Origin of the sequence: Catellatospora vulcania (assembly GCF_009720385.1) — a bacterium.
Classification (GTDB): domain Bacteria; phylum Actinomycetota; class Actinomycetes; order Mycobacteriales; family Micromonosporaceae; genus Catellatospora; species Catellatospora vulcania.
Genome location: NZ_ML769311.1, coordinates 101,178 through 123,865 on the forward strand (window position 1 = coordinate 101,178; position 22,688 = coordinate 123,865).

The following is a 22,688-nucleotide window of genomic DNA, read 5'->3' on the forward strand; positions in this document are numbered from 1 at the left end:
CCTGCCGGGCCGGGGCGCCCCCGTGGCCCCCCGGGGGGCCCCCCCGGCCGGGCCGGGCCGCCACGGGGGCGGCCCGGCCACCCGAAAGTCCCGTTCCCTGCCGTCCCAGTGCTTTCCGACCGGAGGCGTACAGCATGACCATGGTTTCGGCCGAGCAGCGGCCACGCCCCAAGCGGCGCTGGTGGCGGCGCGAGGGCGTACAGGGCTACCTCTACATCAGCCCGTGGCTGCTGGGCTTCCTGATGTTCGGCGTGGCGCCGCTCATCGCCGCGTTCCTGACCAGCCTGTCCAAGGCCAACGTGTTCCGCACGATCCGCTTCGTCGGCATGGACAACTACGAGAAGATCCTCACCGACGACCCGGTGTTCGCCACCATCGCCGGCAACATGCTCATCTACGTGATCGGGTCGACCGTCATCTCGATCGGCCTCGGCCTGGCGCTGGCGCTGCTGCTGTACAAGGACTTCCGCGGCAACCACGTCTTCCGCACCCTGATCTACGTGCCCAGCCTGCTCGTCGGCATCGCCACCGCGTACCTGTTCAAGCAGGTGTTCCGGGGCGGCGAGGTCGGACTGGCCAACATGTTCCTGAGCATCTTCGGCACCGAGCCGGTCAACTGGCTCGGCGACTCCGAGAAGCCGTGGCTCGCGCTCGTCGCGCTGATCCTGGTCAACGTGTGGTTCGCCGGCGGCACCATGCTGATCTTCCTGGCCGGCCTGAAGGGCATCCCGGCCAGCTACTTCGAGGCCGCCCGCGTCGACGGGGCCGGGCCGTGGCAGATGTTCCGCAAGGTCACCCTGCCGCTGCTGTCACCGGTCATCGTCTTCAACACGGTCATGGCGCTGATCGGGCACATCCAGGTCTTCGAGACCCCGCTCGCGTTCGCCAACAGCGGCGGCGTCGCCACCGGCAACCCGCTCGGCTACGAGAACAGCCTCGGCACCTTCGTGACCTACCTGTACGTCAAGGGCTTCGTCTACCAGGACATGGGCTACGCCTCGGCGCTGGCGTTCATCATGTTCGCCGCGACCCTCGTGCTGACCGGCCTGGTGCTCTGGCTGGCCCGGCGCTTCACCGCGTACGGCGACGCCGACCAGAACTGACCGCGGCCCACCCACCGGAGGATTGTCATGCAAGACGTGTTGGACAAGCCGCGGCGCGGCGACGCGCTCTCCGCCGTCCCCGCCGAGCCGCCCGTCACCGTGCGGCGCAGGCGCAACAACCGGGCGCGCTGGGAGCTGACCGCGCGGATCACCGCGCTGAGCATGTTCTGCCTGCTGCTGCTGTTCCCGTTCGTGTGGCTGGTGTCGCAGTCGCTCAAGGACACCAACCAGTACTTCGCGGTGCCGTTCGAGTGGATCCCCAGCCCGTTCCGCTGGGAGAACTTCACCGACGTCATCTTCAAGTACGAGTTCCTGCACTACATCGGCAACAGCCTGTGGCTCGCCCTGTACGCCGTGGTCGTCAACATCCTGGCGTCGTCGTTCGTGGCGTACGGCTTCTCCCGCTTCCGCTTCCCCGGCCGCAACGCGCTGTTCATGGTCGTGCTCGCCACGATGATGCTGCCCGGCCAGGTCATGACCATCTCGCTGTACCGCTTCTACCGCGAGATCGGCTGGATCGACACCTTCTACCCGCTGCTGATCCCGAAGCTGTTCGGCGCGGCCTTCGAGATCTTCCTGTTCCGGCAGTTCTTCCTCAGCCTGCCGCGCGAGATCGACGAGGCGGCCCGCATCGACGGCTGCGGCACCCTGCGCACCTGGTGGCACATCATCCTGCCGCAGTCCAAGCCGGTCATCATCGTGGTCGCGGTGTTCACGTTCCTGGGCAGCTGGCGGGAACTGTTCGGCCCGCTGATCTACCTCACCGGCGAGGAGAACCGCACCCTGCCGCTCGGCCTGCTGTACTTCACCTCGCCGTTCGGCTCGTCGCTGCCCATGCTCATGGCGGCCATCGTCATCTCGCTCATCCCACCCGTCGTCCTGTACGCCCTCGGGCAGAAGTACATCGACAAGGGCGTCGCCATCGCGGAGATCAAATGAACGCCCCTCAGCCCGTCGCCACCCGGATCCCGCTGGACCGGTCGGCCCTGCCCGTGCCGGTGCTCGACGCCGAACCCGAACTCGTCGACCTGTACTGGGCCGCCTGGCAGCTGGCCTACGACCACGTCGTCGAACGGGAGGGCGCGCCGCGCTCGCCGTACATGGACGAGGGCTTCGATCCGGACACGATCTGGATCTGGGACACCTGCTTCATGGCGCACTTCTGCAAGTACGCGCCCGACCTGTTCCCGGGGGTGGAGAGCTTCGACAACTTCTACCGCCCGATGTACGACGCCGAGCCGACGTCCCTGAAGATCCACCACCCGGACAACCCGCCGCTGTTCGCCTGGTCCGAGGAGGAGTACGTCCGCCACACCGGCGACCTGGACCGGGTCCGGTGGCTGCTGCGCGACAAGGCCTACCTCCAGCAGCACTTCGCGTTCATGGAGGGCACCCCGGCGGGCAGCCGCTTCCCGCACAGCAACATCGCCACCACGGTGGAGCGCGTGCCGCGCGGCTACCTGTGGGAGGGCGTCACCAGCGGCATGGACAACACGCCCCGCGCGCCGATCCAGGGCGAGCACGGCACCTCGGGCGACATCCTGTGGTTCGACGTGGCAGCCCAGCAGGCCCTGTCCGCGCGGTCGATCGCGAGGCTGGCCCGGCTCATCGGCGAGACCGCGCTCGCGGAGGAGTACGACGCCCACCACGCGCGGCTCGTCGCGCTGGTGAACGACTTCTGGTCGGCCGAGCACGGTTCGTATTTCGACCGCTTCGCCGAGGAGCCGTACAACTTCCACCGGGTGCGCACGCCCGCGGTGTACTGGCCGCTGCTGGCCGGCGCCTGCGACGCCGGCCAGGCCGACGCCCTGGCTGCGGCGCTGGCCGACCCGACGTGCTTCGGCGGACCGGTGCCCTGGCCGTCGGTGGCCCGCGACGACCCCGAGTTCCGCCCCGACGGCATGTACTGGCGCGGCGGCGTCTGGATCCCGGTCGCCTACGCCAGTGCCCGCGCCCTGGCCGACTCCGGCCACGCCGACCTTGCCCACCGCGCCTCCCACGACCTGATCCGCCACATGGCCCGCACCTGGTCGCAGTACTCGCCCGCGACCATCTGGGAGGCGTACTCGCCCACCCGCCCCGCCCCGTCGACGGCCAAGGACGACCGCACCCCCGTACGCCCCGACTTCTGCGGTTGGTCGGCCCTGGCCCCCATCTCCATGCTCATCGAGCACGTCCTCGGCTTCCGCGTCGACGCCCTCACCCGCACCGTCCACTACCGCCGCCACCTGCCCGGCCGCACCGGCATCCGCAACCTCCGCGTCGGCGACACCCGCGTCACCATCCTCGCCGACAACACCACCCTCACCATCGAAACCGACGGCCCGATCACCCTCACCCTCCCCGACCGCACCATCCCCCTGCCCCCCGGCCACCACACGCTTTGACCGAAGGAAGGGCACCTTCACATCGCTATACGTAGAGGAAGGGCACCTTCTTAACGTCGGACGGTGGCTGGGCGCGCGTCACACGGGACAACCCAGGAGTGGTGGCCACAACTCCTGGGTTGTCGCGGTGTCGTGGCAGACATGGCCGGTGATGGAGCCGGGGCGCACGGTCGACCCGGCGCGTTCGAGGGACCGGCCGTCGGCGCTGGTCAGGCTTCGGTGGTGGGCAGCTCGGCCATTTTGGCGGCGACGTGCCCTTCGAGCTGGTCCATGGTCCGCGTGAACTCGGCGGCGAGGTCGAAGTCGTACCGGCGGGCCAGCACCAGCACCGACCACAGGCAGTCGGCCAGCTCGTGCGCCAGCGCCTCCCGGCCGCCGGGCATCTCGCGGCGGCCCTCGGCCGCCATCACCTGCTTGGCCAGGTCGCCCACGTCGCCGACGAAGCCGAGCATCAGGTCCTCCCGGGTCCAGGCACGGCCCCGGGTACGCAGGTTGAGTTCGTCGTACAGCCCGCATATCTGCAGCGCACGCTCCTGCAGGCGCTCCAGCTCCGCCATCGTCGTCTCCCCGGTTCCTCCGTCGTGGCGTCGTAGGCTATCGCGCCGCCGTGCCCGGGTGGGGGCGGTGGAATGCAGGTGGGCGCGCGTGGAGCGTTGACAAGGGCACCTTCCTATACGTATAGCGATGTGAAGGTGCCCTTGCTTTCCAGCGGGGGGAGGGCCTGCCAGGTGACCGGGATGTGGCGCATGACCAGCGCGCCGTCGAGTTCGACGGAGCCGGGCGGGAACAGGCGGCGGTCGTCGTAGAACGACGAGCGGGCGTGCAGGACCTGGGCGGGCTCCACGTCCCACCGCGGGGAGACCAGGCGTAGGCCCTCGTGTACGCCGGGGTGGCGGGACACCGAGTAGCCGTCCGCGCCGGTGCGGAAGAAACGTGAGGCCTCGTCGAGGTCGGCGAAGAGTGCGCTGCCGGCCAGGCGGTCGGTGATCCGGGCGTGCACGTCGACGTACGCCTCGTCGTCGGTGGAGCGGAAGGCGACCCGCAGGTCGGTGTCTGTCTCGGCGACGGTGAACACGGAGCGGTGGTGCCAGCCGGGGTAGAGCCGTCCGCCGAGCGCGACGGTCGCGCGGGAGTGGCTGTCGCGGCGGGGGATGAAGACGCCGGTGCGTACGCTGTCGGGGGTGTCCCACTCGACGGCGATCCGGTGCGCGCCGTTCTCGGTGGGACGCAGCCCGGCCACCCGCGGCATGCCGGGCAGCCGGGTGCCGCCGAGCCGGATCAGGCAGATGCCGACCACGGCCGCGCCGTGGACCAGCTGCGGCCGGAACGGCTCGGGCAGCAGGCGGGCGACCAGGTCGGCGTCGGCGCGGTAGTTCACCAGCAGGCGGCGCTGGATCTCGCTCTGTACACGCGGCAGCATCACGGCAGCTCCTTCATCATTTGAGCATCTGCTCAACTGGCACTGTAGGCCAAGTTGAGCAGATGCTCAAGACGCTTGTGGTGCAGCCGACGGGGCAGCTCACCGTGGCTGGAGCGTTAAGAAGGTGCCCTTCCTCTACCTATGGCGATGTGAAGGTGCCCTTCCTTCGTACGACAGCGGCGGCGCACCCCCGGAAGGGTGCGCCGCCGCTGTTTCTGTCAGAGGCCTGAGCGGCCTACTCGAGAGCGAACTCCAGTGCGTACTCGAGTGCGAACTCCAATGCGGACATGGCGAACACCACCTTTCCGAGGACTGCCTGACGTGCGTGAACTCAGCTTCCTGCGCGTGCAACTACGTGTCAAGCACCTATATATTTAAATTGATTACGATCCGGATAACAGATCCAGCGGTACGGCCTTCGCGATCGCCTCGTTGCCCGCGTCGTTGGGGTGGATGTGGTCGCCGCTGTCGTACGCCGCCCGCAGTTTGCCGGTCGCGTCCGGGTCGCGCAGCACGGCGTCGAGGTCGAGCACGGCGTCGAACTGCGCGCTGTCGCGCAGGTAGGCGTTCACCGCGAGCCGGGTGTTCTCCTTGCCCGGCGTCCACGAGCTGAACCCCTGGAACGGCCCCAGCGTGCAGGCCAGCACCCGCAGGCCCAGCTCGCGGGCCTGGGTGGCGAGCTGCCGCAGGCCGAAGATGATCCGCTCGGGGGAGTCGTCGTAGATCTGGATGTCGTTGATGCCCAGCTCGACGACGACCGTGTGCACGCCGGTCTGCCCGGGGCCGTCGCGCAGGAACCGGGCCAGCCCGTTGACGCCCAGTTCGGGAAAGCCGATCTCGGAGCCGTCGTGGGTCAGCGCGTTGCCGGCCAGGCCGAGGTTGAGCACGGCCGGGTCGGCTTCGCCGGCCTCGTCGTGCAGCCGCGCGGCCAGGTAGTCGGTCCACCGGCGGTGCAGGCCCAGGGTGGAGCCGTTGGCCGCGGTCAGCGAGTCGCCGAGGACCGCCACGGCCCCGGCCGCGTGGCGGGTGCGCACGTCCACGCCGCTGAGGAAGAACCAGTAGTTGCGGCTGTCGGTGACCGTGTACTCGGCCTTGGCGGCCTGGTCGCCCGCGCCGAGGTAGGCCGGCTCGCGGGCGTTGAACTGGAAGGTCACCGGCCCGGTGGCCACCGGCAGGAACACGCTGACCGTCAGCTCCTGCAGAGCCTGCACGGGCATCGGCACGGGGTCGCTGAGCACCTGGCCGCCCTTGGGCACGGTGACCTGCTGGCGTCCGTCGAAGGTCAGCTCGCGCAGGGTGGCCGGCTGGATCTGCGGGGTGTCGTTGGCGACCGGCAGGGCCAGCGTCGCCCGGCCGACGGTCAGCGGCTGGGCGCCGAACGCGTTCGACAGCCGGATGCGGGTCTCGTCGCCGCCGACCGAGGTGCGCACGGTCATGCGTACCGTCTGGTTGGTGAAGCCCTTGCCGGCGATGCCGCCGCCGGCCGGGGCCAGGGCCGCCGCCCAGGTGCCCACCCAGCCCTCGCCCGGTGCGGCCTCGGCCGGGTCGCCGGCCCTGCCCCACGCCACGGCCAGGGTGAGCACGGTGGCGACGAGCACGACGGCGGCGACGACGACCCGCCGCTGCGAGGGGTTGGCCACGGACATCGACCTTCCAGGCGGGACGGTGCGCCACGTCGCGCGGTGTCCGGGTAGAAGGTCATCAAAGTCCGGTCAGGACACGTACGTCAATACGTCGATCATCCGAGGGCTCGGTCGTGGTGGCCGGACCCCCGGCCGCGTTTGGGGCGCAGGGTCGGGGGTCCGGCGGCTGTGGGGCCGTCAGCCGGCGATGGTGGCGTGCATCTCCCAGACCATGACCTCAGCCGGTGCGCTCGCGGTGATCCGCTGGCCGCCGCTGCCGGTCAGCCGCACCGAGTCGCCCTGGGCCAGGGTGCCCGCCTGCTCCATGGACACGGCGCCGCGCGCCACGAACAGGTGCAGGTACGGCGCGTTCGGCAGCTCGACGCTGTCGCCCGCCTGCAGCCGCGCGACGTGCAGCGCCGCGTGCCGGTTCTTGATCCGGATCGCGGAGGCGCCGGTGTGCTGCTTCATGCCGGAGGCGACCGTCACCAGGCCGCCGCGCAGCAGCTCGTCGTCGATCTCCAGCTGCTCGTAGCCGGGCGTGATGCCGTCGGTGTCCGGCACCACCCACATCTGGATGAAGTGCACCGGGTCGGTGTGCTTGTCGCCCTGCAACCGCCAGGAGTCGTTCTTCTCCGAGTGCATGATGCCGGTGCCCGCGCTCATCCGCTGGGCCAGGCCCGGGTAGATGACGCCGGAGTGCCCGGTGGAGTCCTGGTGCACCAGGGAGCCGCGCAGCACCCAGGTCACGATCTCCATGTCGCGGTGCGGGTGCGTCTCGAAGCCGAAGCCGGGTGTGACGATGTCGTCGTTGTTGACCAGCAGCAGCCCGTGGTGGGTGTTGCGCGGGTCGTAGTGGCGACCGAACGAGAACGAGTGCTTGGAGTCCAGCCAGCCGATGCGGGTCTTGGCCCGCTCGTCGGCGTACCGGACGTCGATGAGCTCGCGGCGGGGCTTGGCGGTGGAGGTCTTCACGGCCGTGCCTTTCGATCAGGTCGTTGCGTTGTCAACGAGTGCAGCATACATGACATTGTTGCTCGGTCAACTATTCCCGCTAGACTGAACGCATGGCTGAGACGCGCTGGCTGGACGACGACGAGCAGGAGACCTGGCGGGCCTACCTGGAGGGCACCAGGTTGCTGATCCAGGCACTCGACCGGCAGCTCGAAACGGACTCCGGGGTCTCTTTCACCGACTATGAGCTGCTCGTCCACCTGTCCGAGGCACCCGGGCACCGGTTGCGCATGCGTGACCTGGCCGACGCCAGCTTCACCTCCCGCAGCGGGGTGACCCGCGCGGTGACCCGGCTGGAGGACGCCGGCTGGGTGCGCCGGGTCGAGTGCGACGACGACCGGCGCGGCATGCACGCCGAACTCACCGAGGCGGGCGCGGCGAAGCTCGCCGAGGCCGCCCCCGGCCACGTCGGCGCGGTGCGCGAGCACATGTTCGACCACCTCAGCCCGGCCGACCGCGCCCACATCAAGGACGCCTACGCGCGCATGCGCGCGCACCTGCGCCCCACGCCGTGAGCGCGGCGCAGGTCACCGACCTCGGGGAGCCGGGCCCCGCCCGCCCCGCGTAAAGCGAACCGCGCTCGCGGCGGCTAGGATTCGCGCCACTATGGTCATCCAGCGCCTGCGACAGTTCGCCGCCGATGCGGCCGTCGACCACACCGAACGTCCCCGGGTCACGGTGCCCGCCTGGCTGCTCGTGCCCGGCCTGGCGGTGCTCGCGGGCGCGCTCGCACTGTTCGTCCTCTTCCTGCGTGACCACCGGTTCTCCGGCACCGACTTCAGCATGTACGTCGGAGCGGCGCGGGCCTTCCTCGACGGCCAGCCCGTCTACCAGCTCGGGTACACGGGGCTGCACCTGCCGTACACGTACCCGCCGGTGACGCTGCCGTTCCTGGTCCCGGCGACCTGGATCGACGAGCGCACGGCGCTGTACTGCATGAACGCGGTCAGCTTCGCGGCGATGCTCGCCGCGGTGTGGCTCACCACCCGGATGGTCGGCTTCCGCGGCACCGCCGGCCGGGTCGGCATCGTCGCCGCGATCGGCGCGGCCGTGCTCTGGTCCGAGCCGCTGTACCGCAACATGAACATGGGCCAGATCAACGTGCTGGTCATGCTGCTGGTCGTGGCGGATCTGGCGCTGTCGGACCGCAGCCGGTTCAAGGGCATCGGCATCGGCGCGGCCACCGCGGTGAAGCTGCTGCCGGGACTGTTCGTCGTGTACCTGCTGCTGACCCGGCGTATCCGGGCAGCCTTCGTCGCGGCGGGCACGTTCCTCGGGCTCACCCTCATCGGCTTCGCCGTCGACCCGGGCGGCTCCGTCGACTACTGGATCGACGGCCGCGCGTTCGACACGAGCCGGGTGCTGATGGGCCCCGGCCCGCGCTACGGCGGCAACCAGTCGCTGCAGGGCTTCACGGCGCGCCTGCTGGGCACCAACGAGCAGAACACGATCTGGTGGATGCTGTCGGCCCTCGTCGTGGCGGTCGCCGGCATGGCCCTGGCGGTCGCCGTCCAGCGCCGCGGCGAGGAGGCCATGGCGATGATCATCGTCGGCTTCACCACGCTGCTCATCTCGCCGGTGAGCTGGTCGCACTACTGGCTGTGGATCGGCCCGGCGGCGGTCGTGCTCATCGACGTCGTACGGCGGGTGAGCGGCCGGGCCCGGCTGATCCCCGCCGCGGTGGCGCTCGCGGTGCTGCTGCCGTTCGCCCTGTGGCCCACCCACGACCGGTCGGGCGAGTTCCTGCCGACCGGGCTGATCTGGGGAGCCTGGAACACCCAGGGGCTGACCCGCCGGCTCTTCGTCGACCCGTACGTGCCGGCGGCGCTGCTGCTGTTCGCGCTCGCGGCGGTCTGGCTGTACCGGCTGACCCGCAAGGCGGCGCAGGCCGCGGTCCCGACCGGCCCTGCGGCCGATGCGGGCTGATTCCGGCCGTGACGAGCACGAGCACGAGCATGACGAGGACGAGGACGAGGAGGCGTCGGTGACGCAGACGACGGACGACCGCGCGAGCAACGGGGCAGTGGCCGACCGGGCGTTTCTGGAACAACCCGAGATCCCGGCGCAGCGCTCTGCCGAGCCGGTGACCCCGCAGCCGGGCGCCCCGGCCGCCGTGCGGCCCCCGCGCGTGCTGGCTCTGGACGCGCTGCGCCTCGGCGCGGCGCTCATGGTGGTCGCCTACCACCTCATCGGGGACAAGACCGGCGCGTGGCAGCAGCCCGCGGAGAACATCTTCGGCCCGGTGCACACCGCGTCGACGTACGGCTTCCTCGGCGTGCAGCTGTTCTTCATCATCAGCGGCTTCGTCATCTGCATGAGCACCTGGGGACGGTCGGTCGGCGACTTCTTCGTCTCCCGCGTCGTCCGGCTCTACCCGGCGTACTGGCTGGCCGTGGTGCTCGCCGCAGGCGTGCTCGTGGTGGGCCCCGCCGCGGCGCCGGGGGGCAAGGAGGTGCTGGCCAACCTGACCATGATGCAGGAGTTCCTGAGCGTCCGGCACCTCGACCTGTCCTACTGGACCCTCGCCGTTGAGATGATCTTCTACATCTTCTTCGCGATCGTCGTGGCCAGGGGACTGACCTACCGGCGCGTCGTCGCCTTCTGCGCGATCTGGACCGTCGTGGCCCTGGCCGCGCCGAAGTTCGGCAGCCCGTGGCTCGGCACCGTCGTGGTCGCCAACCACTTCGCCTACTTCGTCGCCGGCATCGCCTTCTACCTGATCCACCGGTTCGGGCAGAACCTGCTGCTCTGGTCGATCGTGGGACTGTCCTGGCTGATCGCGCTCGTCAAGCTGCCCGGCCTGGCCATGTCGCGGGGCGTCTCCTTCACCGTGTCGGCGGCGATCGTCACGGTGTTCTTCATGGTCATGGCTGCGGTGGCGCTGGGACTGTTCTCCTGGGTGACCGCCCGCTGGGTCACCACCGCCGGCGCGCTGACCTACCCGCTGTACCTCATCCACCAGACCACCGGACTCGCCGTCATCGAGCGCGCCCACACCTACGTCTCGCCGTGGCTGCTCATCGCCGCCCTGGTGGCCGGCCTGCTGGTGCTGGCCTGGCTCATCCACCGGCTCGTCGAACGCCCGGTGTCCCGGTGGATGAAGCGCCGGCTCGGCGACTCGTTCCGCCAGCTGCGGGCGGCCGGCTGAGCCGCGGCGGCCCGCACCACCCGTCCGTGTTCCCGGTCCGGCGCCGCCCGGCCGGGCGGTTATCGTGTACCGATGCCCGAGGGACACACCGTACGCCGGCTCGCCGACCGGCACCGTGAACTGTTCGCGGGACAGCCCGTCACCGTCACCAGCCCGCAGGGCAGGTTCGCCGAGGGCGCGGCCCGGATCAGCGGCGCCGTCCTGCTCGACACCGAGGCGTACGGCAAGCACCTGCTGCACCACTACGGCGACCTCACCCTGCACGTGCACCTGGGGCTCTACGGCAAGTTCGCCGATGGCGACTGCCCGGCCCCGCCCCCGGTCGGGCAGGTGCGGCTGCACATGGAGAACCCCCGGCACTGGCTGGACCTGCGCGGCCCGACCGCGTGCGAGCTGCTCGACCCGCCGGAGGTCGACGCGCTGCGCGCCCGCCTGGGCGCCGACCCGCTGCGTGCCGACGCCAAGCCCGAACAGGCGTACGAGCGCATCCGCCGCAGCGGCAACTCCCTCGCGGCGCTGCTGCTGGACCAGTCGATCGTGGCCGGGACTGGCCTGATCTTCGTGCTGGAGGCGCTGTTCCGGGCCGGTCTCGCGCCGACAGCCCCCGGTCGCACGCTGACCGCCGACGGCTGGCGGGAGCTGTGGGCCGACCTGGTCGACCTGATGGGCAAGGCCGTGCTCAGCGGCCGGATCGACACGGTCCGCCCCGAGCACGAGCCCGAGGCGATGGGCCGGCCGCCAAGGGTCGACCGCCACGGCGGCGAGGTCTACGTGTACCGCCGTCCCGGCCTGCCGTGCCTGGTCTGCGGCGCCGAGGTCAGCCGCGGTGAGCTGGCCGGGCGAAATTCGTACTGGTGCGCGAACTGTCAGAAAGGTGCCTCGTGAAGCGTTACACAGGGCTGCTGCGCGGGATCAACGTGGGCGGCAACAAGAAGATCGCCATGGCCGACCTGCGCAAGCTGGTCGAAAGCCTGGGCCACCAGGACGTGAAGACGCTGCTGCAGAGCGGCAACGTGGTCTTCGGCAGCGCGAAGTCCGACCAGGCGGCGCTGGCCGAGGAGCTGGAGAAGGCGATCGAGGCCGAGCTGGGCATGTCCGTCGGCTGCCTGGTCCGCGACGGGGCCGACCTGGCCCGCATCATCAAGGCCAACCCGCTCGCCGAGGTCGCCGACAACCCGTCCCGCCAGTTCGTGGTGTTCCTGTCCGGCCCCGTCGACGCCGCCAAACTGGCCGAGCTCGACGCGCTGGCCAGGCCCGGCGACCGGCTCGTGGCGGGGGAGCGCGAGGTGCACATGTGGCTGCCCGACGGCGCGGGCGAGACCAAGCTGACCCACACGATGTTCCAGAAGCGCCTGGGCGTCACCATCGCCACCGCCCGCAACTGGAACACCGTCACCAAACTCTCCGCCCTCCTCTCCTGACCCCCACCGCCCCGCGCTGCCCCGTTTGTCATAGACGTCGGCCTATCTGGATGAGAATTCGGCGATCGAACTCATCCAGATAGGCCGACGTCTACGTCAGGCGGGTGCGCCAGGGCGCGGCGGCGTCAGTGCTGGCGGTGGGTGGCCAGGCGGGCCAGGGCGTGCAGCTGGGAGGCGGGGGACAGGGCCAGGTCGGCGGCGTGCAGCCGGCGCAGGGCCTGGGCGAGCAGGGCGTCCGCGCGGGCGCGGGCCCAGGCGCGGGCCCCGGCGGCGTCGACCAACTCTGCGGCGCGGGTCAGTTCCGGCCCGTCGAGCGGGCCCTGGCGCTGGTACAGCAGGCTCAGCTCGTGCCCGGCGGGGGTGCCGGAGGTGAGCGCGGCGACCACCGGCAGCGACTTCTTCCGGCTGGCCAGGTCGGAGTGGATCGACTTGCCGGTGACCGCGGGGTCGCCCCAGATGCCGAGCAGGTCGTCGACGAACTGGAAGGCCAGCCCCATCCGGCGGCCGAACTCGGTCAGCGCGGCGACCTGGTCGGCGTTGCCGCCGCCGAGCAGTGCGCCGAGCGCGCACGCCCCGCCCAGCAGCGCGGCCGTCTTCGACTCGGCCATGGACAGGCACTCGGCCAGGCGTACGTCGTCGCGCTCCTCGAACTCCAGGTCGGCGCTCTGCCCGTCGAGCAGCTCCTGGACCGCGCTGTTGAGCAGCCGCCCGGCCTCGGGCACAGCGGGGTGCCCGCAGCCGGCGAGCACGTCGAAGCCCAGGGCGAGCAGGGCGTCACCGGCCAGGATGGCGGGGGCCTGCCCGAACACCGTCCAGGCGGTGGGCCGGTGCCGCCGGGTGACGTCGCCGTCCATGATGTCGTCGTGCAGCAGCGAGAAGTTGTGGATCAACTCCACGGCCACCGCCGCGGGCACGGCCTTGGCCGCGTCGCCGCCCACCGCCTCGGCCGCCACCAGCGCCAGCGCGGGCCGGATGGCCTTGCCGGCGTCGCCGGAGGCGGGCGTGCCGTCGGCGTCCCACCAGCCGAAGTGGTACCCCGAAATGCGGCGCATCGAGGGCCGCAGCGTGCCGACCGCGGTTCTTAACGCGGGGTCGACGAGCGTACGGCTCCACGCCAGCACGTCCCGTGCGGACTGACCGCGTGCCATCTCCACAGTGCTCATGGTGGTCCCACCTCTCCCGAAGGGCTTACGACAAGGACGCCGGGCACCCTGTCCAACGTGCGCACACGCCCGCAAGGTGCCCGGCGGCGGAATCAGTGGCCGAGTTCCACGTTCTCCAGCACCCCGAGCGCGTCGGGGACCAGCACCGCGGCCGAGTAGTAGGCGCTGACCAGGTACGACAGGATCGCCTTGTCGTTGATGCCCATGAAGCGCACCGACAGGCTCGGCTGGTACTCGTCGGGCAGGCCGGTCTGGTGCAGGCCGATGACGCCCTGCTCGGCCTCGCCGAGGCGCATGACCAGGATCGAGGTGGTCCGGTTCGGGCTCACCGGGATCTTGTTGCAGGGCAGCAGCGGGACTCCGCGCCAGGCGGGCACGGTGTTCCCGTTGATCTCCACGCCCTGCGGGTAGAGGCCGCGGCGGGTGCACTCGCGGCCGAAGGCGGCGATGGCCTGCGGGTGGGCGAGGAACAGGTGCGAGCTGCGCCGCCGGCTGAGCAGCTCGTCCAGGTCGTCGGGGGTCGGCGGCCCGGAGCGGGTGTGTATCCGCTGTTTGAGGTCGGCGTTGTGGAGCAGCCCGAACTCCCGGTGGTTGATCAGCTCGTGCTCCTGGCGCTCCTTGAGCGCCTCGATGGTCAGCCGGAGCTGCTGCTCGATCTGGTTCATCGGCTCGTTGTAGAGGTCGGCGACGCGGGTGTGCACCTGGAGCACGGTCTGCGCGACGCTGAGCTCGTACTCCCGGGGGGTGAGCTCGTAGTCGACGAACGTGCCGGGCAGCTGGGCCTCGCCGATGTGGCCGGCCGAGATCTCGATCGCGGCCTCGCCGTGTTTGTTCTGCGGCGGCACCGGGTTGGCCTGGTGCCGCCGGACGTGGTCGCGCAGCAGCTCGGACTGCCCGACCACCTCGTCGAACGCGCCGCGGCTCAGCGACATCACGATGCAGCTGGTGACCGCTTTGACGGTGACGTCCCAGGTGCTGCCGAGTTTGGTCAGCGACTGGTCGCCGAAGTACTCGCCGTCGGCGAGCACGCCGAGCACGATCCGGTCGCCGTACTTGCCGGTGCCCAGCTTGTTGACCTTGCCGTGCGCGATCAGGTGCACCTGGTCGGCGGGGCGGCCGGCCTCGACGATCACGTCGCCGGGGGAGTACTCCGCCTGCGTGAACCGGTCGGCCAGCGCGCCCAGCACCCCGAGGTCCTCGAAGTCGCGCAGCAGCGGCAGCTCGCACAGCTCCGGCGGGACGACCTTGACCTGCGCGCCGATCGTGGTGAAGCTGACCCGGCCGTCGCCGACGGCGTAGCTCAGCCGCCGGTTGACCCGGTAGGTGCCGCCCTTGACCTGTACCCACGGCAGCATGCGCAGCAGCCACCGGGACGAGATCTCCTGCATCTGCGGCGCCGACTTCGTCGTCGTCGCCAGGTTGCGAGCCGCCGCCGTGGCCAGACTCGATCGTGCCTGTCCACTCTCGACTTCCGTGGAGGAATCCACCGACACCACCATCACCCACCTCTGGTAGTACGAACCGGCGGGAGTTCTCCCGCCGGTGTGTCCGGTTCGCACTAATTCTTAGTGTTCAAGTGGTATGAACGAAAGGTCTGGAAGTGGGGATCGTCCTCTGCTAGGGTGCGGCCTGCCCCGGACATGACCAAGGCTCCGTCCTCGCCGGGTGAGCGGCGTGCACGGAGCCTTGATCGGTGTACGGCTACAGGCTCAGCTCGGTCCAGGTCAGCCCGTCGGCGGAGTGCTCGAAGGGTCCGTCGGACGCCTTGGGCCCCGCGCCGCGCAGGTAACGGCTGCCCGCCCGGTGCCAGATCGGCACGTCGCCCACCCGGCCCAGCCGCTGCTCGGTGGGCATGGCCCGGTAGACGGCACCGGTCGCCGGCTCGTACACGAACAGGGTGCCGTCGAAGGCGACCACCGCGCCCAGCCCGGCCTCTCCGTCGGGGTCCGGCGGCAGGTCCTTGCCGAGGTCCGCCCAGTGCGCGCCGTCGTCGAAACTGCGCCACACCCGGCGCTTCGGGGACGTCTCCACGACGTACACGATCCGGCCGTGCTCCAGGTGCGGACCCTGGCCCCCGCCCGGCGCCGCGGCGTCACCGGGCAGCGGCACCTCCCGCCAGGTGCGGCCGCGGTCGCGGCTGACCCACAGCCAGGTCCTGGTGTCGTCACCGCCGTACACCCAGTCGCTGCCGTCGTCCGCGCGTTGCACGTGCGTCGCCATCGACGTCAGCGGCCTGGTCACGGGGGGCGTGGCGAGCAGCGCCGAGGTGCCGTCCGGGCGCAGCACCACGATGTCGATGGGCTGGCCGGGGTTCGACCGGATCTCGCCGCTCCCGCCGTCGGGGATCTCCGCCACTGTGCCCTGCGGCTCCATCGGCGGGCTGGTCCAGGTCCGGCCGCCGTCGGTGGTGAACTTGCGCCGGGTGCCGTCGAAGGCGTCCAGCGCGACCGTGGTGGCGCTGAGCACCAGCAGGCCGACCTGCCCGCCCTGCTCCGCGGGGAACGTCTCGCCCGGCACGGGGTGCCGCTGCCAGGACGCGCCGCCGTCCGTGGTCGCCGCGAGGTAGAGCTGGCACGAGTCCGCCAGGCACGACCGGGCCAGCGCGAACCCGTGGTCGGCGTCGGCGAAACGGACGTCCGGCGGCAGGGTCAGCGACACCGGGCCGACGACCGGCGGCGGGAACGCGGGTGGCGCGGAAGCCGTGGGCCGCAGCACGGAGACCGTCCCGGCCAGCGTGGCCAGCACCGCGACCGCGCACAGCGCAGCCGTGGTGATCCGGCGGCGGCGGCGCAGGCCGTGCACCGCGGTCACGACCGCGGCCGCCGAGGGCGCGGGCAGCGCCGACCGCCGGCCGAGTTCGTCGCGCAGGAGCCGCTCAACGTCGTGCATACGGATCGCCCTCCACCTGGTCGCCGTCGAGCTGCCGGCGCAGCGCCGCCAGGCCCCGGTGGCGCAGCGAGCGCACCGTGGCCGGGCGGCGGTCCAGCATCACGGCGATCTCCTCATCGGACAGATCGTCGAGAAAACCGAGCACCAGCACCGCCCGCTGGGCTCGCGGCAGCGCGTCCAGCGCGCGGCGCAGCTGATCACGGACATCGACCGGGCCGTACGCGTCAGGCCCCGGCCAGTCCACCTCCAGCGGCACGCTGGCCGGCCGCCTGCGGCGGATCCGCCACGCGCTCAGGTACGTGTTGAGCATCGTCGTGCGCGCATACGCCAATGGGCTGCCGTCGCGGTGCACCCGCCGCCACGCTCCGGCGACCTTGACCAGGGTGTCCTGGATCAGGTCCTCACCGGCCGCGCGTTCGCCGGTCAGGGCGTACGCGTAGCGGCTGAGCGCGGGCAGGGCGGCATGGACGAAGTCGTCGAACGAATGATCCGGCACCAGTCGCCACCTCCACCCGGTATCTACGCCGGACGGAGGCGGCCTGTTGCACCCTCACGCCATCGTTCTCAGCCGGTCTTGAGCCAATCCTGCACCGACTCCATCGAGTCGAAGTACGCGGTCGGGAACGTGGCCGGGCCCTCGGGCGCCGGCTCGGCCTCCGCGGCCTCGGCGGGCCGCATCAGGTATGCGAGCTTGGCCACCCCGGCCCGGTTGTAGCAGGGGATGAGGTGCTGGTCGCACCAGTTGTCGAAGTCGGCGTCCGGACGGTGGCGCAGGTCGCGGGCGTCGACCACCAGGTAGCGGGTGGGCAGCTGCTCGGCGGTCTGCGCGAAGCGGGCCATCAGCGCCTTGAAGTCCTCGTCGCTGATGTGGTCGGTCGCCGGGGACCAGGTCAGCTCCAGCACCCCGCGGCCGTCGTCGCGGCTGATGGTGCCGTATTCGTCATGGTAGATCGAGTTCGACATGGCGCTCCTTCCTCGGCCCGCGGGCGGCCACGGCCTCGCTGAGCCCGTGCTCCCCACCGCTGACCTCGATCACCTGTCCGGTGACGCCCCCGGACGCCTCGGACGACAGCCAGGCCACGGCCCCGGCGACCTCGTCCACGGTCACCGGCCGTCCCAGCGCGTTCTCGTAGTACATCGGGCCGGTGGACAGCCGGGTGGCCCGCACGTGGTTGACCCGTACGCCGGACGGCCCGTACTCGGTGGCCATGCTGCGGGCCAGCGCCTCCAGCGCGCCGGCCACCGCGCCGAGCGCGCCGGTGTGCGGGCGGCCGCTGCTGCCGTTGGTCGACGCGACCGTGACGATCGAGCCGCGCCCGGCCGGGACCATCACCCGGGCCGCCTCCCGCGCGGTCAGGAACTGTGCGCCGATCACCTCGCCGAGGGCTTCGACGAGCAGGGCGGGGTCCAGGTCGCGGTAGGGCACCCCGACGCCGGAGGAGTGGGCCGGCAGTTCGAAGCCGTTGAAGCACACGTCGACCGGGCCCTTCGCGGCGACGGCGGAGACGTATTCGCGTACGTGGTGGGGGTCGCTGGGGTCGACGGTGGCCGGATGCGCCTCGCCGCCGTCGGCGTGGATCTTCTCAGCGAGCGCCTCGACGGCCTCGGTGTCCAGGCCGCTGACCCACACCTGCGCCCCCAGTCTGCCCAGGTGCCTGGCCACGGTCTCGGCGAGCCGCTCGTCGGCGGCGAACACCAGGGCGCGTTTGCCGGAGAGCATCATCGTCGTCCCCTCACGCGGGCGCGTCACCGCACGCCTCCTCACCGGAATCGTGCCACGTCAGAAGGCCTCGGCGCCCCCGAATGGGGGCAGTCCGGCGGTCACCCGGCGGTGAGTTCGACCCCCGCCTCGGTGGTCTGCACGAAGAACGTCAGCGACTCCTGGAAGTACAGCCGCGCCTCCTACGCGTCGTGGGACGCGCCCGGCGTCACGGCCACGGCACCCGGAATCCCGACCGGCCCGAGTTCCACCGCCGCAGATGCCGCGGGCGCAGCCTCGGCCGGCTCGGCGGCGGCAGCCCCGGCGGGCGGTGGCAGGTCGTCGAGCAGGTCGGCGGACGGCACGAAGAACAGGCTGCCGGACACCGCGGTGGAGAAGTCGAGGATGCGGTCGGTGGTGCCGGGCGGCCTGCCGACGAACATGTTCTGCAGCATCTCTTCGGTGACCTCGGGCCGGCCCGCGTACCCGATGAAGTAGGTGCCGAACTCGCCCTCGCCGGCCGAGCCGAACGGCATGTTGTCGCGCACGATCTTGCGCTCGGCGCCCTCGGCGTCCACGATCGTGTTCAGCGTCAGGTGCGAGTCGGCGGGCTTGGCCTCGTCGGGGAACTCGATGTCGTCCAGTTTGGTCCGGCCGATGACCCGCTCCTGCTCGGCCACCGAGATCGCGTTCCAGGCGGCCATGTCGTGCAGGTACTTCTGCACGATCACGTAACTGCCGCCGAGGAAGCCGGGATCCTCGTCGCCGACCAGTGCCGCCGTGGCGGCCGCGTTACCGGTCGGGTTCTCGGTGCCGTCGACGAAACCGAGCAGATCCCGTTCGTCGAAGTACTTGAAGCCGTGCGTCTCGTCGACGACGTCGACCCGGCCCGCCAGCCGGGCCATGAATTGCTTGGCCAGCTCGAAGCACAGGTCCATGCGGCGGGCCCGCAGGTGGAACAGGAGATCGCCCGGGGTGGCGACGGCGACGTGCCGCGGGCCGGTGATCTCGCGGAAGGGGTGCAGGCCCGCCGGGCGCGGGCCGCCGAACAGCCGGTCCCACAGCAGCGAGCCGATGCCGACCACGCATTGGAGCTGCCCGTCGGGGACCCGGAAGCCCACGGCGCGGGCCAGGCTCGCGACGTCGCCGAGCAGGTCCCGGACGTCGTCCTCGGCCCCCTCGCGCACTGTCACGATCAGGAAGACGGCGGCCTCGGTGAGGCCCGTCAGCACCGGCTGCGACTCGACGCTGCCCACGATGACCTCCCGGAAGCCTCCTCCTCGGAATCGTGCCACGGCACCTGCCGCCATATCGCCGGAATTCCGGCATACCGCACAGTATTGCGGCTTCTTTTCAAGTCGATGAATGTCCCGTAAGCTCGGCGCGGGAGCGCTCCCAAAGGCGAGACCGGGCATCGCCGGACGTTTCCCCCACCACTCCAGACGGGATTGGATCATGAAACTGCTACGCCTGGCCGTGCCCGCGGCCCTGCTGGTCGCCACCCTCGCGATCGCCCCGCCCGCGGTCGCCGCCGACTTCCCCTACCAGGACCCGGCCCTGCCCGTGGCCACCCGCGTCGCCGACCTGCTGTCGCGGATGACGCTGGACGAGAAGCTGGGCCAGATGACCCAGGCCGAGCGGGCCTCGGTCACCAGCGGCGACATCACGCAGTACCGGCTCGGCTCGCTGCTGTCCGGCGGCGGCTCCGCACCCTCGTCCAACAACGCCACCTCGTGGGCGGACATGACCGACGGCTTCCAGCACGCCGCGTCGGCCACACCCCTGAAGATCCCGCTGCTGTACGGCGCGGACGCCGTGCACGGCCACAACAACGTGGTCGGCGCGACGATCTTCCCGCACAACATCGGCCTCGGCGCGACCCGCGATCCGGCCCTGGTCGGCAACATCGGCCGGGCGGTCGCCGAGGAGGTCACCGCCACCGGCGTCGACTGGGACTTCGCCCCCTGCCTGTGCGTGGCCCGCAACGACCGCTGGGGCCGCACCTACGAGTCCTTCGGCGAGAAACCCGACCTCGTCGGCTCGATGGCGACCATCGTCACCGGCCTGCAGGGCGCCACGCTGGGCGGCCCGGCCTCCGTGCTCGCCACCGCCAAGCACTACCTCGGCGACGGCGGCACCGCCAACGGCACCGACCAGGGCAACACCCAGCTGTCCGAAGCGGAACTGCGGGCGATCCACCTGCCGCCTTTCCAGGCCGCGATCCAGCGCGGCGTCGGCTCGGTGATGATCTCCTACAGCAGCTGGAACGGCGCGAAGCTGCACGGCAACCAGTTCCTCATCACCACCGTGCTCAAGGGCGAGCTGGGCTTCTCCGGCATCGTCGTGTCCGACTGGAACGGCATCGACCAGATCGACGGCGCCACCGGCATGAGCGCCACCGACGTACGCAGCGCGGTCAACGCGGGCATCGACATGGTGATGGCGCCCACCGCCTGGAAGAGCTTCCTCGACCTGCTCCGGGCCGAGGTGAACGCGGGACGGGTCAGCACCTCGCGGATCGACGACGCGGTGCGCCGCATCCTGACCAAGAAGTTCGAACTCGGCCTGTTCGAGCGGCCGCTGGCCGACCGCTCCTACCTGTCCTCGTTCGGCGGCACCGCACACCGCGCGCTGGCCCGCCAGGCCGTCGCCAAGTCGCAGGTCGTGCTGAAGAACAGCGGCAACGTGCTGCCCATCCCGGCCACCGGCGGCAAGATCTTCGTCGCGGGCCGGCACGCCGACAACATCGGCCTGCAGAGCGGCGGCTGGACCGTCTCCTGGCAGGGCGCGTCCGGCAACACCACCCCTGGCACCACGATCCTGCAGGGCATCCGCAACACCGTCGGCTCCGCCGCCACCGTCACCTACAACAGCGGCGGCAGCGGCATCGACAGCTCCTACCGGGTGGCGATCGCGGTCGTCGGCGAGCAGCCGTACGCCGAGGGCCAGGGCGACCGCCCCAGCGGCATGGGCCTGGACTCCACCGACCTCAACACCCTCACCACGCTGCGCAACTCCGGCGTGCCCGTGGTGGTCGTGCTCGTCTCCGGCCGCACGCTGGACATCGCAGCGCAGCTGCCGAACTGGAACGCCCTGGTCGCCGCCTGGCTGCCCGGCACCGAGGGGCAGGGCGTCGCCGACGTGCTGTTCGGGGCCGTCCAGCCGACCGGCAAACTGCCGGTGACCTGGATGAGCAGCGCGAGCCAGCAGCCGATCAACGACGGCGACGGCAAGACCCCGCTGTTCGCGTACGGCTTCGGCCTCACCTACGGCGGCACCCCGGCCGACACGACCCCGCCGTCCACGCCCGGCACGCCCGCCGCGTCCGGCGTGACCGCGTCGTCGGTCGCGCTGTCCTGGGCCGCCGCCACCGACAACGTCGCCGTGACGGGCTACGACGTGGTCCGCGTGCAGGGCTCGACGGAGACGGCCGTGTCGTCGCCGGCCACGAACAGCGCGTCGCTGACCGGGCTGACGCCCTCGACCGCCTACACGTTCGCGGTGTACGCCAAGGACGCCGCCGGGAACCGCTCGGCGCGTTCCGGCACGGTCGCGGTGACCACCGCCGCGGGCGGCGACACCCAGGCCCCCACCACCCCGTCGAACCTGGCCGCCACCAACGTGACCAGCGCCGGAGCGACGCTCACCTGGACCGGCTCCACCGACGACGTCGCCGTCACCGGCTACGAGGTCTTCCAGGCTCCCGGCACGAGCGGCGGCACGTTCACGCTCGCCGGCACCGCCACCGGCGCCACCTTCTCCCTCACCGGCCTGTCCGCGTCGAGCACGTACCGGTTCCACGTCCGGGCCCGTGACGCCGCCGGGAACGTCTCCGGCAACTCCAACACCGTCGTCGTCACGACGACCGGCGGCGGCACCGGCGCAAGCTGCCGGGTCACCTGGACCCCGAACAGCTGGGGCAACGGCTTCACCGCCAACGTCACCATCGTCAACACCGGTTCGACCACCATCAACGGCTGGACCCTGACCTGGACCTTCACCGGCAACCAGCAGGTCACCAGCGCCTGGAACGCCACCGTCACCCAATCCGGCGCCACCGTCACCGCCCGCGACGGCGGCTGGAACGCCGTCATCCCCCCGACCGCCAACGCCCAATTCGGCCTCCAGGGCACCTACACCGCCACCAACCCCACCCCCACCGCCTTCACCCTCAACACCACGCCCTGCACCGCCTAACCGGGACGAGCGAAGGAAGGGCACCTTCTTATCGCTACGCGATGTAGAAGGTGCCCTTCCCAACGCCCTGCGGCCGGTGGCCAGGGCTAACGGGTCAGCGGTTCGTACACGTTGCCGTGCTCGCTGACCGGCAGGTAGCGCTCGTCGGCCGCCGCCGCGTGCAGCCCGGCCAGTAGGCCACCCGCCTCGGGCAGGTCGAGGGCGGCCCGCAGCCGGGCCCGGTCGTCGTCCAGCTCGGGCCAGTCCTCGCGGATCTCGTCGTCGGCGAAGGCCAGCCAGTCCCGCAGCGCCGCCCCGTCACCCAGCGGCCTCGAGGTGGCGTCGTGCAGGCTGGACAGACCGACCACCAGCGCCAGCGCGGTACGCAGGTCCGCCGCGATCAGCCCGCCCTCGCCCTCGGAACCGGCGTAGACGACGGGACGGTTGTCGGCCGGCGGCCCGGCCAGCAGGAACGCGCCGCCGGAGGCGTCCCCGGCGATCATCTCCAGCGCGCCGCCGTCGGGCAGCCGCACCCCCTCGACAGGCCCGTTCTCCACCCGGCGGAGGTCGAAGTCGAAACGTACGAGCAGCTCGGCGATCCACGCCTCGTCCTGTATCTGCCGCAGCAGGTCCTGATCACGCATGC

At 71.1% G+C, this 22,688-nt stretch carries 21 protein-coding genes; 9 read left to right on the forward strand and 12 right to left on the reverse strand.

From position 1 onward, the window contains the following. Positions 1-134 precede the first annotated feature (134 nt). The 3 genes from F6W97_RS19000 to F6W97_RS19010 are packed head-to-tail and all read left to right on the forward strand — an operon-like array spanning position 135 to position 3,490. A complete protein-coding gene (locus F6W97_RS19000) occupies positions 135-1,103 on the forward strand; it encodes a carbohydrate ABC transporter permease (protein ID WP_155371706.1) in 969 nt (322 codons plus the stop codon). A 27-nt stretch (positions 1,104-1,130) separates the two neighbouring features. Beyond that, positions 1,131-2,042: a carbohydrate ABC transporter permease gene (locus tag F6W97_RS19005; RefSeq protein ID WP_155371707.1), complete on the forward strand. Its 912-nt coding sequence runs from the start codon at positions 1,131-1,133 to the stop codon at positions 2,040-2,042. Next, a complete protein-coding gene (locus F6W97_RS19010; RefSeq protein ID WP_155371708.1) occupies positions 2,039-3,490 on the forward strand; it encodes an MGH1-like glycoside hydrolase domain-containing protein in 1,452 nt (483 codons plus the stop codon). Before F6W97_RS19005 ends, F6W97_RS19010 begins: the two co-directional genes overlap by 4 nt. Before the next feature lie 209 nt (positions 3,491-3,699). Here F6W97_RS19010 and F6W97_RS19015 read toward each other — a convergent pair whose 3' ends face one another. The 4 genes from F6W97_RS19015 to F6W97_RS19030 form a co-directional block, all read right to left on the reverse strand. Continuing rightward, positions 3,700-4,047: a MazG nucleotide pyrophosphohydrolase domain-containing protein gene (locus tag F6W97_RS19015; RefSeq protein ID WP_155371709.1), complete on the reverse strand. Its 348-nt coding sequence runs from the start codon at positions 4,045-4,047 to the stop codon at positions 3,700-3,702. Between the two features lie 113 nt (positions 4,048-4,160). Continuing rightward, on the reverse strand, positions 4,161-4,910 hold the full coding sequence (locus tag F6W97_RS19020; RefSeq protein WP_155371710.1) for a DUF2071 domain-containing protein: 750 nt from the start codon (positions 4,908-4,910) through the stop codon (positions 4,161-4,163). A gap of 383 nt (positions 4,911-5,293) precedes the next feature. Beyond that, complete coding sequence (locus tag F6W97_RS19025) at positions 5,294-6,550, reverse strand: GDSL-type esterase/lipase family protein (protein WP_155371711.1); 1,257 nt, start codon at positions 6,548-6,550, stop codon at positions 5,294-5,296. A gap of 180 nt (positions 6,551-6,730) precedes the next feature. Continuing rightward, entirely contained in the window at positions 6,731-7,507 is a 777-nt protein-coding gene (locus F6W97_RS19030) for a pirin family protein (protein ID WP_155371712.1), read from the reverse strand. Between the two features lie 92 nt (positions 7,508-7,599). On the opposite strand from F6W97_RS19030, the gene F6W97_RS19035 reads away from it, so the two are divergent. The 5 genes from F6W97_RS19035 (at position 7,600) to F6W97_RS19055 (ending at position 12,115) form a co-directional block, all read left to right on the forward strand. Further along, the gene (locus tag F6W97_RS19035; protein WP_155371713.1) at positions 7,600-8,061 is read left to right on the forward strand and encodes a MarR family winged helix-turn-helix transcriptional regulator; all 462 of its coding nucleotides are present in this window, start codon (positions 7,600-7,602) and stop codon (positions 8,059-8,061) included. Positions 8,062-8,152: 91 nt separating this feature from the next. Continuing rightward, positions 8,153-9,472: a glycosyltransferase 87 family protein gene (locus F6W97_RS19040; RefSeq protein WP_155371714.1), complete on the forward strand. Its 1,320-nt coding sequence runs from the start codon at positions 8,153-8,155 to the stop codon at positions 9,470-9,472. After that, positions 9,462-10,694: an acyltransferase family protein gene (locus F6W97_RS19045; RefSeq protein ID WP_155371715.1), complete on the forward strand. Its 1,233-nt coding sequence runs from the start codon at positions 9,462-9,464 to the stop codon at positions 10,692-10,694. Before F6W97_RS19040 ends, F6W97_RS19045 begins: the two co-directional genes overlap by 11 nt. Before the next feature lie 72 nt (positions 10,695-10,766). Beyond that, positions 10,767-11,579 carry an Fpg/Nei family DNA glycosylase gene (locus tag F6W97_RS19050; protein WP_155371716.1) on the forward strand — a complete coding sequence of 271 codons (813 nt, stop codon included), beginning with the start codon at positions 10,767-10,769 and terminating at the stop codon, positions 11,577-11,579. Next, positions 11,576-12,115, forward strand: a complete 540-nt coding sequence (locus F6W97_RS19055) for a DUF1697 domain-containing protein (protein ID WP_196279230.1) — start codon at positions 11,576-11,578, stop codon at positions 12,113-12,115. The genes F6W97_RS19050 and F6W97_RS19055 overlap by 4 nt, the downstream gene beginning before the upstream one ends. 125 nt (positions 12,116-12,240) lie before the next feature. Here the strand turns inward: F6W97_RS19055 and F6W97_RS41280 are convergent, their stop codons facing one another. The 7 genes from F6W97_RS41280 to F6W97_RS19090 all read right to left on the reverse strand — a co-directional run bounded on the left by F6W97_RS41280 (position 12,241) and on the right by F6W97_RS19090 (position 19,122). Next, the gene (locus tag F6W97_RS41280) at positions 12,241-13,278 is read right to left on the reverse strand and encodes a family 2 encapsulin nanocompartment cargo protein polyprenyl transferase (RefSeq protein WP_155371718.1); all 1,038 of its coding nucleotides are present in this window, start codon (positions 13,276-13,278) and stop codon (positions 12,241-12,243) included. Positions 13,279-13,370: 92 nt separating this feature from the next. After that, positions 13,371-14,765, reverse strand: a complete 1,395-nt coding sequence (locus tag F6W97_RS19065; protein ID WP_330164978.1) for a family 2B encapsulin nanocompartment shell protein — start codon at positions 14,763-14,765, stop codon at positions 13,371-13,373. Between the two features lie 214 nt (positions 14,766-14,979). Further along, positions 14,980-16,167: a hypothetical protein gene (locus F6W97_RS19070; protein ID WP_155371720.1), complete on the reverse strand. Its 1,188-nt coding sequence runs from the start codon at positions 16,165-16,167 to the stop codon at positions 14,980-14,982. Further along, positions 16,154-16,663: a SigE family RNA polymerase sigma factor gene (locus tag F6W97_RS19075; RefSeq protein WP_230686803.1), complete on the reverse strand. Its 510-nt coding sequence runs from the start codon at positions 16,661-16,663 to the stop codon at positions 16,154-16,156. Before F6W97_RS19075 ends, F6W97_RS19070 begins: the two co-directional genes overlap by 14 nt. Before the next feature lie 68 nt (positions 16,664-16,731). Then, positions 16,732-17,130 carry a hypothetical protein gene (locus F6W97_RS19080; RefSeq protein WP_155371722.1) on the reverse strand — a complete coding sequence of 133 codons (399 nt, stop codon included), beginning with the start codon at positions 17,128-17,130 and terminating at the stop codon, positions 16,732-16,734. Then, positions 17,108-17,917, reverse strand: coding sequence for an SDR family NAD(P)-dependent oxidoreductase (locus F6W97_RS19085; protein WP_155371723.1), 810 nt, complete (start codon positions 17,915-17,917; stop codon positions 17,108-17,110). Before F6W97_RS19085 ends, F6W97_RS19080 begins: the two co-directional genes overlap by 23 nt. 152 nt (positions 17,918-18,069) lie before the next feature. Next, positions 18,070-19,122, reverse strand: a complete 1,053-nt coding sequence (locus F6W97_RS19090; protein WP_230686804.1) for a Dyp-type peroxidase — start codon at positions 19,120-19,122, stop codon at positions 18,070-18,072. Positions 19,123-19,321: 199 nt separating this feature from the next. Between F6W97_RS19090 and F6W97_RS19095 the strand changes: the two genes are divergently transcribed. Further along, the gene (locus tag F6W97_RS19095) at positions 19,322-22,063 is read left to right on the forward strand and encodes a glycoside hydrolase family 3 N-terminal domain-containing protein (protein ID WP_155371725.1); all 2,742 of its coding nucleotides are present in this window, start codon (positions 19,322-19,324) and stop codon (positions 22,061-22,063) included. A gap of 86 nt (positions 22,064-22,149) precedes the next feature. On the opposite strand, the gene F6W97_RS19100 is transcribed toward F6W97_RS19095, so the two are convergent. Further along, positions 22,150-22,686, reverse strand: coding sequence for a hypothetical protein (locus tag F6W97_RS19100; protein WP_155371726.1), 537 nt, complete (start codon positions 22,684-22,686; stop codon positions 22,150-22,152). Positions 22,687-22,688 lie beyond the last annotated feature (2 nt).

What these genes read in the sequence shown, in the direction of transcription:
- F6W97_RS19000 (WP_155371706.1), top strand. Translation starts at nt 135, where the DNA reads ATGACCATGGTTTCGGCCGAGCAGCGGCCACGCCCCAAGCGGCGCTGG.
- F6W97_RS19005 (WP_155371707.1), top strand. Translation starts at nt 1,131, where the DNA reads ATGCAAGACGTGTTGGACAAGCCGCGGCGCGGCGACGCGCTCTCCGCC.
- F6W97_RS19010 (WP_155371708.1), top strand. Translation starts at nt 2,039, where the DNA reads ATGAACGCCCCTCAGCCCGTCGCCACCCGGATCCCGCTGGACCGGTCG.
- F6W97_RS19015 (WP_155371709.1), bottom strand. Translation starts at nt 4,047, where the DNA reads ATGGCGGAGCTGGAGCGCCTGCAGGAGCGTGCGCTGCAGATATGCGGG.
- F6W97_RS19020 (WP_155371710.1), bottom strand. Translation starts at nt 4,910, where the DNA reads ATGCTGCCGCGTGTACAGAGCGAGATCCAGCGCCGCCTGCTGGTGAAC.
- F6W97_RS19035 (WP_155371713.1), top strand. Translation starts at nt 7,600, where the DNA reads ATGGCTGAGACGCGCTGGCTGGACGACGACGAGCAGGAGACCTGGCGG.
- F6W97_RS19040 (WP_155371714.1), top strand. Translation starts at nt 8,153, where the DNA reads ATGGTCATCCAGCGCCTGCGACAGTTCGCCGCCGATGCGGCCGTCGAC.
- F6W97_RS19045 (WP_155371715.1), top strand. Translation starts at nt 9,462, where the DNA reads ATGCGGGCTGATTCCGGCCGTGACGAGCACGAGCACGAGCATGACGAG.
- F6W97_RS19050 (WP_155371716.1), top strand. Translation starts at nt 10,767, where the DNA reads ATGCCCGAGGGACACACCGTACGCCGGCTCGCCGACCGGCACCGTGAA.
- F6W97_RS41280 (WP_155371718.1), bottom strand. Translation starts at nt 13,278, where the DNA reads ATGAGCACTGTGGAGATGGCACGCGGTCAGTCCGCACGGGACGTGCTG.
- F6W97_RS19070 (WP_155371720.1), bottom strand. Translation starts at nt 16,167, where the DNA reads ATGCACGACGTTGAGCGGCTCCTGCGCGACGAACTCGGCCGGCGGTCG.
- F6W97_RS19080 (WP_155371722.1), bottom strand. Translation starts at nt 17,130, where the DNA reads ATGTCGAACTCGATCTACCATGACGAATACGGCACCATCAGCCGCGAC.
- F6W97_RS19095 (WP_155371725.1), top strand. Translation starts at nt 19,322, where the DNA reads ATGAAACTGCTACGCCTGGCCGTGCCCGCGGCCCTGCTGGTCGCCACC.
- F6W97_RS19100 (WP_155371726.1), bottom strand. Translation starts at nt 22,686, where the DNA reads ATGCGTGATCAGGACCTGCTGCGGCAGATACAGGACGAGGCGTGGATC.